At 63.3% G+C, this 11,310-nt stretch carries 8 protein-coding genes and 1 pseudogene; 1 reads left to right on the top strand and 8 read right to left on the bottom strand.

Annotated features, from left to right (window positions below):
• The 4 genes and pseudogenes from BKY26_RS20655 to recA form a co-directional block, all read right to left on the bottom strand.
• Window positions 1-145, bottom strand: a pseudogene (locus tag BKY26_RS20655) (class II glutamine amidotransferase); the annotation flags it as partial.
• Between the two features lie 202 nt (window positions 146-347).
• Window positions 348-638 (bottom strand): DUF1330 domain-containing protein, encoded by a 291-nt coding sequence (locus BKY26_RS10930; protein ID WP_071690427.1) that lies wholly within the window; start codon window positions 636-638, stop codon window positions 348-350.
• A gap of 3 nt (window positions 639-641) precedes the next feature.
• Entirely contained in the window at window positions 642-3,320 is a 2,679-nt protein-coding gene (gene alaS / locus BKY26_RS10925; RefSeq protein ID WP_071690426.1) for an alanine--tRNA ligase, read from the bottom strand.
• 161 nt (window positions 3,321-3,481) lie between these two features.
• Complete coding sequence (gene recA, locus BKY26_RS10920; RefSeq protein WP_071690429.1) at window positions 3,482-4,549, bottom strand: recombinase RecA; 1,068 nt, start codon at window positions 4,547-4,549, stop codon at window positions 3,482-3,484.
• A 183-nt stretch (window positions 4,550-4,732) separates the two neighbouring features.
• Here recA and BKY26_RS10915 point away from each other — a divergent pair, with 183 nt between their 5' ends.
• Entirely contained in the window at window positions 4,733-5,335 is a 603-nt protein-coding gene (locus BKY26_RS10915; RefSeq protein ID WP_071690425.1) for a gamma-glutamyl kinase, read from the top strand.
• Here BKY26_RS10915 and BKY26_RS10910 read toward each other — a convergent pair.
• The 4 genes from BKY26_RS10910 to BKY26_RS10895 all read right to left on the bottom strand — a co-directional run bounded on the left by BKY26_RS10910 (window position 5,332) and on the right by BKY26_RS10895 (window position 11,156).
• Window positions 5,332-7,635 carry an ATP-binding protein gene (locus tag BKY26_RS10910; RefSeq protein ID WP_227435002.1) on the bottom strand — a complete coding sequence of 768 codons (2,304 nt, stop codon included), beginning with the start codon at window positions 7,633-7,635 and terminating at the stop codon, window positions 5,332-5,334. The two genes, BKY26_RS10915 and BKY26_RS10910, sit on opposite strands and share 4 nt — an antisense overlap.
• A gap of 74 nt (window positions 7,636-7,709) precedes the next feature.
• Window positions 7,710-8,864: an RsmB/NOP family class I SAM-dependent RNA methyltransferase gene (locus BKY26_RS10905; protein ID WP_071690424.1), complete on the bottom strand. Its 1,155-nt coding sequence runs from the start codon at window positions 8,862-8,864 to the stop codon at window positions 7,710-7,712.
• A 31-nt stretch (window positions 8,865-8,895) separates the two neighbouring features.
• A complete protein-coding gene (gene guaB, locus BKY26_RS10900) occupies window positions 8,896-10,350 on the bottom strand; it encodes an IMP dehydrogenase (protein WP_071690423.1) in 1,455 nt (484 codons plus the stop codon).
• A 104-nt stretch (window positions 10,351-10,454) separates the two neighbouring features.
• Complete coding sequence (locus tag BKY26_RS10895) at window positions 10,455-11,156, bottom strand: RlmE family RNA methyltransferase (protein ID WP_071690422.1); 702 nt, start codon at window positions 11,154-11,156, stop codon at window positions 10,455-10,457.
• Window positions 11,157-11,310 lie beyond the last annotated feature (154 nt).

Raw genomic sequence — 11,310 nt, 5'->3', positions numbered from 1 at the left:
ACCAGGCCAGCCCGAACCCGTCGCCATTGGTTACGGTCTTGGCCTCGGTGGCGTTCTGACTTTGGTGAATCAGGGAATGGCCAGGACGGCTAACCACCTCGTCCAGAAAGATCGGTTCCCCGATATAGGCGGCCCAACGGCACATGCGGCGCTCTCCGGTGGATGAGATATCTTTTTGCGCCGATTCCCCGGCGCAGGGAAGCGTTTCGCAGCCCGGACGCGTTCACCACGCCCGAAATGCCGGGTGCTCTCGCAACCCGTCCGTGGCAACGCGGCCCGAGGAAAGCCCCGCAGGGGCTTGACGAGGGCCGCCCCCCGCTCGATGACGCGAGGGTGGCGAAATCGCCCTATTCGTATTCCTCGACGATCACCAGATCACGCTCGGACGCACCGCGCGCATGGCTCAGCGCCTCCTGGTAGCGCGCCGATTCATAGCACGCGTTGGCCGCGTCGAGAGACGGGAACCGGGCCACCACATTGCGGGGATGGTCCCGGCCTTCCTTCTGGATGTAGCGCCCGCCACGGGCCAGAAAGACACCGCCATGTTCGGCAATCGCCTCCGTCGCGATCGCCGCATATTTCGAATAGGCTGCTTCGTCGGTCACCGTCACATGGGCAATCCAGAGTGCAGATGGCATGGCTCAAACTCCCTTCAAAACTGTTTCCGCCGCCGCGATGGCCGCCTCGGCCCCGCCGATATCCTTGCCGCCACCCTGGGCCATGTCAGGCCGGCCGCCGCCGCCCTTGCCGCCCAGTTCCACGACCGCCGCCTTCAGCAGATCGACGGCAGACACCCGGCCCGTCAGGTCATCGCTGACCCCCGCCGCCACGGCCACCTTGCCGCCCGCATCGGCCATCAGGAGCACGGCAGAGCCTTCGCCCATCCGCGCCTTGTGCTCGTCAATCAGGCCCGGCAGGTCCTTGCCGGTCACGCCTTCCAGAACCTGCGCGAGGAAGGTGATGCCGTTCACATCGCGATCCGCCGGGGCCGCGCCGCCCCCGCCACCGGCCATCGCCAGTTGCTTGCGCAATTGCGCCACCTCGTTTTCCAGCGACCGGCGTTCGGCCATCAGGGCCTGAACCCGCTCGGCCACATCGCCCGGCTGCGCCTTCAACAGGCCCGCGACCGCGGCCAGCCGATGATCCTGCGCCGACAGGTAGTCGAAGGCCGCCGCCCCCGTCAGCGCCTCGATCCGGCGCACCCCGGCGCTGGAGGCACTGTCGCCAAGCGCCACGAACACACCGATATCACCGGTCTGGCGCACATGGGTGCCGCCGCAGAGTTCCAGCGAATAGGTCTCGCCATCCATGCCCTTGCCGGACCCGGCCAGCTTGCCCATGGACACCACGCGCACTTCGTCGCCATATTTCTCGCCAAACAACGCCTGCGCGCCAAGGCCGCGTGCGTCATCCGGCGTCATGATCCGGGTCTCGACGGGGGTATTCTGGCGGATGAAGGCGTTCACCTCCTCCTCGACCTGCTTGAGTTCCTCCAGCGTCAGCCCCTTGGAATGGCTGAAATCGAAGCGAAGCCGGTCGGGCGCGTTCAGCGACCCGCGCTGTGCCACATGATCGCCAAGCGCCCGGCGGAGCGCCTCGTGCAGCAGGTGCGTGGCGGAGTGATTGGCCCGGATCGTGCTGCGGCGGCTGTGATCCACCTCCAGTTCCACCGGGTCGCCCAGCTTCATCTCGCCACGCTCCATCACGACCTTATGGGCCGTGATCTTGCCATCCGCGAATTTGCGGGTGTCTTCGACCAGCGCCACTTCGTCGCGGTCTTCCAGCCGCCGGATCACGCCGGTATCGCCCACCTGGCCGCCGGATTCGCCGTAAAACGGGGTCTGGTTCACCACGATCCAGCCGTCTCCGCCCTCGGCAATTCCCTCGACTCGGGCGCCATCGACGATCAGCGCGATGACCTGGCCTTCGGCCTTTTCCGTGTCATAGCCCAGGAAATCCGTTGCGCCCTTGCCGTCGGCGATGTCGAACCACACGGCATTGTCAGCCGCCTCGCCAGAGCCCGACCACGCGGCACGGGCCTTGGCTTTCTGTTCTTCCATCGCCTCGTCAAAGCCCGCAGTATCGACCGCCCGGCCCTTTTCGCGCAGCGCATCCTGTGTCAGGTCGAGCGGAAAACCATAAGTGTCATAGAGCTTGAACGCGGTCCGGCCCGGCAGCTCCGCCCCGTCGGGCAGATCGGTCAGTTCCTCGTCCAGCAGCTTCAGGCCGCGGTCCAGCGTCTGGCGGAAACGGGTTTCCTCCAGCTTCAGGGTTTCCTCGATCAAGGCCTGCGCGCGGGTGAGTTCCGGGTAATGCTGGCCCATCTGGCTGACCAGCGACGGCACCAGCCGGTGCATCAGCGGATCGGCCGCGCCCAGAAGATGCGCATGCCGCATGGCGCGGCGCATGATCCGACGCAGCACGTAGCCGCGTCCTTCGTTCGAGGGCATCACGCCATCGGCAATCAGGAACGAGGTGGAGCGCAGATGGTCCGCGATCACCCGGTGATGGACGTTCTTGTCGCCATAGGGATCGACGCTGGTGGCATGGGCCGAGGCCTCAATGAGTGCCTTGAACAGGTCCGTGTCATAGTTGTCATGGCTGCCCTGCAACAGCGCGCCGATCCGCTCCAGCCCCATGCCGGTGTCGATCGACTGCATGTCGAGCGCCCGCATCGAGCCGTCCTCGAACTGCTCGTTCTGCATGAACACGATGTTCCAGATCTCGATGAAGCGGTCGCCGTCTTCCTCGGGGCTACCCGGAGGGCCACCCCAGATATGGTCGCCATGATCGTAGAAGATCTCGGTGCAGGGACCGCAGGGACCGGTCGGGCCCATCTGCCAGAAATTGTCGGAGGTCGCGATGCGGATGATCCGATCCTCGGGTACGCCCACCTTCCTCCATATCTCGAACGCCTCGTCATCGGTATGGTAGACCGTGGTATACAGCTTGTCCTTCGGGATGCCGAAATCGCGGGTGATCAGTTCCCATGCGAATTGGATCGCCTCATCCTTGAAATAATCCCCGAAGCTGAAATTTCCCAGCATTTCGAAGAACGTGTGATGACGCGCGGTATAGCCCACATTGTCGAGGTCGTTATGCTTGCCGCCAGCCCGCACGCATTTCTGCGATGTCGTCGCGCGGTTGTAGTCGCGATGTTCGACCCCGGTGAAGAGGTTCTTGAACTGGACCATGCCCGAATTGGTGAACATGAGCGTCGGGTCGTTGCGCGGCACCAAAGGTGAGCTGTCGACGATCTCATGGCCGTTGCGGGCGAAGTAATTCAGGAAGGTGGAGCGGATGTCGTTCAGGCTGGCCATCGTGGCAGGGCCCCTTCTCGGCAGGCGGTTTTGCAGGTCTTACGGCATGTAAACCCCACCTGCGGCGCTGTCCACAGGGCAAAGCGGTCTCGGGGTGCGGGGCACCCATGAAAAAGGGCGGCTCCTGCCGGGGCCGCCCCTGTCGTTCTTCTGCCGGAGGATCACTCCTCGACCATGTCCTCGTCACCCTCGGCCATGTGGAAATCCAGCCCATGGGCGGCGCGGATCTTGTCCTCGATGGACATTGCGACCGACGCGTTTTCCTTCAGGAAGGTCTTGGCATTCTCTCTGCCCTGCCCGATCCGCTCATCCCCATAGGAATACCAGCTGCCGGATTTCTCCACCACGCCGGCCTTGACGCCCAGGTCCAGCAATTCGCCGGTCTTGGAGATGCCTTCGCCATACATGATGTCAAACTCCACCTGCTTGAAAGGCGGCGCGACCTTGTTCTTCACAACCTTGACGCGGGTGGCGTTTCCCACCACCTCGTCGCGGTCCTTGATGGACCCGATGCGGCGAATGTCCAGACGGACAGAACTGTAGAATTTCAGCGCATTGCCTCCGGTCGTGGTTTCCGGGCTGCCGAACATGACGCCGATCTTCATGCGGATCTGGTTGATGAACACCACCGTGCATCGCGTCCGGCTGATCGAGCCGGTCAGCTTGCGCATCGCCTGGCTCATCAGACGGGCGTGGACACCGACCGAGCTGTCGCCCATGTCGCCTTCCAGTTCGGATTTAGGGGTCAGGGCGGCGACTGAATCGACCACGACCATGGTCACCGCACCGGAGCGCACCAGCGTATCCACGATCTCCAGCGCCTGTTCGCCGGTGTCGGGCTGCGAAATCAGCAGCTCGTCCAGATCGACGCCCAGCTTTTTCGCATAAAGCGGGTCAAGCGCATGTTCCGCATCGACAAAGGCGCACACGCCGCCCTTTTTCTGCTCTTCCGCGATGCAATGCAGCGTCAGCGTTGTCTTGCCCGAGCTTTCAGGCCCGTAGATCTCGATGATACGACCCTTGGGCAGGCCGCCAATACCGAGCGCGATATCGAGCCCGAGAGAGCCAGTGGACGTCGCTTCGATCTCTGCCACCGGGTTGTCGGCGCCGAGTTTCATGATGGAGCCCTTGCCGAACTGACGTTCGATCTGGGCCAGCGCACTGTCGAGCGCCTTCTGCTTGTCTGCGGATTTACGATCGGTCATGTCGAGAAGGTTTGCCATTGCCATGTTGTTCGGCTCCTTATTCCATACCGCTTGCTCCGCGGCAATGATGCTCATGTTCGCCTCTTGTTCTCAACCCGTTCTGAGATCAAAACGCGAACATTTCAAGTAAAATCTTGTCGTACCCAGTTTTTCCGTGAAGGATTAAAAAAGGGTTTAAAGTGACGAAGTAAGTGGAGTTTCAAACGGATGCTGGTGTTCTGGAAGCAGAGAATCGTTCTTCTGGCGGTCCCCAAGACGGGTACAACGGCGCTGGAACAGGCCTTGCTGCCTCACGCCAGCGCGGCGATTCTCGATCCGCCGGGGCAGAAACATGTCTCGGCGCAGGGATACCGGAATCGGCTGTCGAGTTTTTTTGAACAGCGCGGCAAACGCCCGATGGAGCTGGTAGCCGTGATGCGAGAGCCGGTTGACTGGCTGGGAAGCTGGTACAGGTACCGGTCCCGCCCGCAACTGGACGGCAAGCCGAACTCCACCGCCGGGCTCAGCTTCGACGCATTCGTCGAGGCCTGGTTGCGCGACGACAAACCTGCCTATGCCGAGGTCGGTTCGCAGGCCAATTTTCTCTCCGACGGTCAGGGCGAACTCGCCGTCGACCGGCTCTTCCGATACGATCGCATCGCGAATCTGGTCCGTTTCATGGAAGACCGGCTGGACAAGTCGCTGGACATGTCGCGCGCCAACGTGTCCCCCAAGATGCCTGTTGAGCTCTCGGACGCGATGCGGAGTCGCCTAATGAGAGAAGCCGCGGCGGAATTTGCCTTGTGGGACAGTCTTTCCGGGCAGGACTAATGCAGTTGCCGCTGCACTGTCGAGGTCAGGTCGGACAAGGTGAAGGGTTTGGCCAGAAAGACCGAATTGGGAACCTTCGCCTCGGTTTGTTCCACCGCATCCTCGGCGTAGCCTGACACGAAGACCACCTTGACGTCGGGACGATCCTTCAGCGCCTCGCGCACCCATGTCGGGCCGTCCATGCCCGGCATGATCACATCGGTGACGAAGACATCCACGTCGAGGCTGCTATCCGCAAGCGTCTCCAGAGCTTCCTCTGCGTTTTCAGCCTCAATCACGGTGAAACCGCGCATCCGCAGCGCCCGCGAGGCGAAGGCCCGGACCGAGGCCTCGTCCTCGACCAGCAGCACCACCGCATCACGGGGCAGATCCACGAGCCGGGCCGGGAGGCCTCGGGTCGCCTCGCCATCCGGAGCGACCGGTTCGCTTCGCTCATGCACAGGGAAATAGATCACGAATTCAGAGCCTTCTCCCACCGTGCTGTCGACAAACACGTAGCCACCCGACTGCTTGACAATGCCATACACCATCGAAAGCCCCAGCCCGGTTCCCTCTCCCGCGCGCTTGGTGGTGAAAAAGGGCTCAAAAATGCGCGCGATCTGATCAGGCGGTATCCCCGTTCCCTCATCGCACACATGGATCGTCACATATTGACCGGGCGCCACCTCTGCCCGGTCGCGGCGCAGCGCCTCTTGCAGGGTGGTGACGCGTGTTTCGACGCGGATGGTGCCGCCCTCGGGCATGGCGTCGCGTGCATTCACGACGAGGTTCATGATGACCTGATCCAGCTGCCGGCGATCCGCGCGGATCGGCAGGAGATTCGGATCGTGGGTCAGGTCCAGCTTGATCTTTTCGCCCACCAGCCGGTTCAGCAAATGGGTCAGATCAGGCATGGTTTCCCGCAGGTCCAGCACCTCTGGCCGCATGGTCTGCTTGCGCGAGAAAGCCAGCAACTGGCCAACGAGACTGGCCGCGCGGTTGGCGTTCTGGTTGATCTGGACAAGGTCCGCATAGTCGGGGTCCCCTTGGTCGTGGCGCAGCATCAGCAGATCGCAATGGCCCGTGATCGCCGTCAGCAAGTTATTGAAATCATGAGCGACACCGCCTGCGAGTTCCCCCACGGCCTGCATCTTCTGGCTTTGCACGAATTGCTGTTCCATCGATTTGAGCGCCGTCGCATCGTGAAGAACACCCAGCAGCGTGGCCTCGCCCTCTCCGGCAATGCGGCCAAGGGTGATCTGCACGAAGCAATCATCCTCACGCATCTTCGCCCGCACCATCTCGGGCCGTGAGGGGATGCGCTCCTCCAGCACATCGCTCAGCCAATCATGAATCGGCCTCCCCAGACCTTCGACCACATCGGCGAGATTCGTCGTGCCATCGGGGTGGCAGGCCATCAGCGACTGAGCGCGGGGGTTGGCAGCCAGAATGCGCCCGTCTCCGGCAATGTGGACCAGCGCCACGGGAAGCGCACCGAAGGCCCGCGCGGCGACGCTGTCTTCCAGCGGCAGCAGGTCCACCGGCAGCACATAGATCTCGCGCCGCCCATCACCGGCCTGCAGCTCGATCACCAGAACCTCGATCCAATCCTCCGCCCCGCGCAGACGTACCCTCTGTCCAGTCTTGACCGGCAGGGCTTCGAACACATCCGAAAGCGCCTTTTTCCGGTCACCGAGCGTCTCGCGCATCGCCTCGTTCATCGACAGGATCGTGTCGCTGCGACTGACCACCATCATCGGCAGGCTGGTGCCGCCGGGATGGCGATGATGGTGGTCCACGATTTCCTCCAGACGCCAGAGCGTTCCGGAGCCCACGCGAAACGCCGTCACCTGCACCGCGCCGCGCCGCGTCACAACGGTTTCGCGGCAGGACCGGTCGCGCATCAGGGCGGTTTCCTGTCGGAAGGCCACAGCCGAGGCATTGGGCACCAGCCCGGCAAGGGCGCGCGACATGGGCTGTCCGTCGCGCGGGCCGAACCGGTCGCAGGCGGCGGGGTTCTGAAACAGGATAGCACCTTGGGAATCGGTACAGAACACCGCAACGGGATCTTCTGCGGCCACCGTGATGGCATTGCGCATGGCCGTTTCATCGGCGCGCGCACGGCGGAATTGCCCGAGCGTCAGCAGGAAGGCCGTCGCCGTGATCGACGCCGCCGCGGCAAGCCCTGCAACGCGCGCAAGGACAGACTCCGCAAGATAGGCCACAGGTAAACAGGCCAGGGCCAGCAGGATCAATGCCCAGGAGGCACCGCCCCTTGGCAACAGGTTTCGCCTGCGCGACACGACCGACTGCTCCGCCACCCTGATCCTCCAGCTTCCATTCCGGGACCATCAGGACAGAAATGTGTTAATTTCGGATTAAAATCCGAACGGTTTCAGCCGTTGCCATTCCGGCGCAAGACCGCCAGGAAAAAGCCGTCGGAGGCCTCGGGGGGCAGAAATCGGGAAGAGGTCAGCACGTTCCAGTCCGGCGCCGACAGGGCGGCGTCCACCACAGCCTGATTTTCCGCATCAAGCAACGAACAGGTCATGTAGACCAGGCGCCCACCGGGCCTGACAAGTGCTTGTGCCTGCTTGACAATCTGGCGCTGGACCTGCCCAAGCTCCGCCAGTCTCTCCGGGGTCAGCCGCCATTTGGCTTCCGGATCCCGCCGCCATGTACCGGACCCGGAACAGGGCACGTCGCATAGCACCAGATCATAGGGTTCGCGGTCATCTGGGCGAGAGATCGTTGTCAGTATCACACCCGCCCGCGCCGCGCGCGCGGGGATATCCGACATTCGAGATGGATTGGCGTCATGGACAAAAACCTGCGCATCTGACACCGCGGCGATGGCCAGAGCTTTGCCACCGCCTCCGGCACAATAGTCCAGAACCTTGCCCCTCTGCGGCCAGTCCACCGCCGCGCAGGCCAGCTGAACCGAGAGGTCCTGGATCTCTACCGACCCGTCCAGATAGGCTGAGGATTGTCGCAGGCGACGATCGCCTTCCGTGACTTTCAAAGCCATTTCAGCCTGACAGGTTTCCGTTTTGATTCCGTCTTCTAGAAGGCGTTCCTGAGCTTGGTTAACCGATGCCTTCCGGGCATTGACCCGCAGGTAAAGCGGCGCGCGCGTCTGCATGGCGCCCACAATATCCGCAGCCCCTGCGCCAAGGCTTTCCCGCAGGGGCTGATTCAACCAGTCAGGAACGTCGCGCCAGACATCGGGGGACGCATCCGGGGCCTGCCGTTCAGCGCCACTCAGCGGGACCGGGGCGTGCCCCTCGCCGGTGAAAACCGTCGCGGGGTCAACGCCCTGCAACCGCAACAGCCCCAGCATCAGCCCGCGCCCGTCCACACCGCCGAGCGCCGCGCACGCACCCTTGCGGCGCAAGACATCGTAAACATGATCGCGAACGGCCGCCCGATCCTTGGACCCAGCATAGCGCGCGCCGCGCGCCCAACCGGTCAGGGCCTTCTCGGCCGGCACGCCGTCCAGCCAGCGATCTAGCACCTCTATTGCGGCGGCAACCCGCGCGGCGGGGGTCACGAAACCACCTTAAGATCAGCGCGCAACATCATCATCCAAAACGATAATTCGGGCTTTCGCGTGTGATCTGAACGTCATGGACATGGCTTTCCTTCAGCCCAGCGCCGGTGATCCGCACGAAGTTGCAGCCCCCCCGCATCTCGTCCACCGTGGCAGAACCGGTATAGCCCATGGCCGCCCGCAGGCCGCCCACCAGCTGATGCACGACCGCGCTCGCTGACCCTTTGTAGGGCACCTGCCCCTCGATCCCCTCGGGCACCAGCTTGTCACTGGCCGCATCCTTCTGGAAATAGCGATCGGCGGAACCGCGCGCCATGGCTCCGAGCGACCCCATCCCGCGATAGGATTTGAACGAGCGGCCCTGGTAAAGGATGACCTCACCGGGGCTTTCATCGGTGCCCGCGATCATGCTGCCGACCATGGCGCAATTGGCCCCCGCCGCGATGGCCTTGGCGAAATCGCCGGAATACTTGATTCCGCCATCGGCAATGATCGGGGTTCCGGTCTCGACCGCGGCCCGGGCACAATCCATGATCGCGGTCAGCTGTGGCACGCCCACGCCCGCCACGATCCGCGTGGTACAGATCGAGCCCGGCCCGATCCCGACCTTCACCGCATCCGCGCCCGCGTCGATCAGGGCCCGCGTGGCCTCGCCTGTCGCCACGTTGCCCGCGATAACCTGCACGGTGTTCGACAGCCGCTTGGCGCGTCTCACCGCGTCGATCACGCCCTCGGAATGGCCATGGGCGGTGTCCACCACGACGATATCGACGCCGGAGTCAATCAGCGCCTCGGTCCGCTCGAACCCGGAATCGCCCACCGAAGTCGCCGCGGCAACACGCAGCCGACCCAGCTCGTCCTTGCAGGCCGTGGGGTTCAGAACCGCCTGTTCCGTGTCCTTCAGGGTCAGCAGCCCGGTCAGCTTGCCCTGCCCGTCATGGACCAGCAGCTTCTCGATCCGCCGCGCCCGCATCAGGCTCTTGGCTTCTTCCAGATCGGCGGGTTCGGCCAGCATCGCCAGATCGCTCGAGGTCATCATCACATGGACCGGCGTATCGTCCGAAGAGGCAAATCGCATGTCACGGTTGGTCAGGATGCCCACCACACGACCCTCTGCATCGACCACCGGGAAGCCCGTGAAATTATAACGTTCGATCAATGCCTTGGCATCGGCCAGCGTCTGATCCACCCGCAACGTCACCGGGTTGTAGACGATCCCGCTTTCAAAGCGCTTGACCCGCCGCACTTCGCGGGCCTGGTCCTCGACATTCAGGTTCTTGTGGATCACCCCCATGCCGCCCGCCTGCGCCATCGCAATCGCCATGCGGCTCTCGGTCACCGTGTCCATCGCAGAGGACAGTAGCGGGATGTTCATCTTGATGGTTTGTGTCACCCATGTGCGCGTATCGGCGGTGCTCGGTAGGACCGAGGATGCGCCGGGCACAAGCAGGACGTCGTCGAAGGTAAGCGCCTCGCGAATCTCCATAAGGGCCTCCAAGGCTGGGAGTTACGGTTGGCACGTCCCTATCTCATGGGTTTGGCAAAAGGGAAAGCCCCAATTCCGGTGGCTGGGACGGATTGGCGCGGGGCCTAGCCCCGAAAGCCGGTGGCCACCACGAATTTCTCGGAAGAATCCGACCGGCTCGCCCCCGGTTTCACATTGGCGACCTTGGTGAATTTCTGCTTCAGCATCTGTTGCAAATCGCCCTCGGCGCCGCCTGCCAGAACCTTGGCCACGAAGGTGCCTCCCTCTTCCAGAACGTCGAAAGCGAAATAGGCCGCCGCCTCGCACAGTGCGATGATCCTCAGATGGTCGGTCTGCTTGTGCCCCGAGGCCGACGCCGCCATGTCGCTCATCACCACATCGGCCTTGCCGCCAAGCCAGGTCTTCACCTTCTCATCAGCATCGTCTTCCATGAAATCGAGCTGATGGATCTCACAGCCCGCAATCGGCTCCACCTCCTGCAGGTCGATGCCCAGGATCGTCCCGACCTTCTTGCCGGGCTTCTCGCCCAGGGCATTGACGCGCTTCACCGCCACCTGGCACCAGCCGCCGGGGGCACAGCCCAGGTCGACCACGCGCGCACCGGGCACGAGGAAGCGAAACTTGTCATCCAGCTCCAGAATCTTGAAGGCCGCGCGACCACGATAGCCCTCACGCTTGGCGCGTTGCACATATGGATCGTTCAGCTGACGCTCCAGCCAAAGTGTCGAGGACAGTTTCCGCCCCCGCGCAGTCTTCACCTTGACCCGCAAATCGCGCTGCCCGCGCCCGCTCGTGTTCTTTGCCATCGCCGTCGCCTTTCCAACGCCTCCCCATATAAGGCCACAAGCCCCAAAGAAAGCCCCTCCCCCTTTCATCTTGGCAAAAATACCTCGGGGGTTTGGGGGTGGAACCCCCAAGCGGGCCGACGAGGTCCCCGCGCAAGCGGGGGGTGAGGAGGCC

It is taken from the genome of Nioella sediminis (genome assembly GCF_001879695.1).
GTDB classification, from domain to species: Bacteria; Pseudomonadota; Alphaproteobacteria; order Rhodobacterales; family Rhodobacteraceae; genus Nioella; species Nioella sediminis.
Note: the sequence above shows the minus strand (reverse complement) of the source record. Positions and strands in the feature narration are given on the sequence as shown.

Bases quoted from the DNA above. Each gene is read 5' to 3' on its own strand.
- recA (WP_071690429.1), bottom strand. From the start codon at position 4,549: ATGGCAATGGCAAACCTTCTCGACATGACCGATCGTAAATCCGCAGAC.
- alaS (WP_071690426.1), bottom strand. From the start codon at position 3,320: ATGGCCAGCCTGAACGACATCCGCTCCACCTTCCTGAATTACTTCGCC.
- BKY26_RS10915 (WP_071690425.1), top strand. From the start codon at position 4,733: ATGCTGGTGTTCTGGAAGCAGAGAATCGTTCTTCTGGCGGTCCCCAAG.
- BKY26_RS10895 (WP_071690422.1), bottom strand. From the start codon at position 11,156: ATGGCAAAGAACACGAGCGGGCGCGGGCAGCGCGATTTGCGGGTCAAG.
- guaB (WP_071690423.1), bottom strand. From the start codon at position 10,350: ATGGAGATTCGCGAGGCGCTTACCTTCGACGACGTCCTGCTTGTGCCC.
- BKY26_RS10930 (WP_071690427.1), bottom strand. From the start codon at position 638: ATGCCATCTGCACTCTGGATTGCCCATGTGACGGTGACCGACGAAGCA.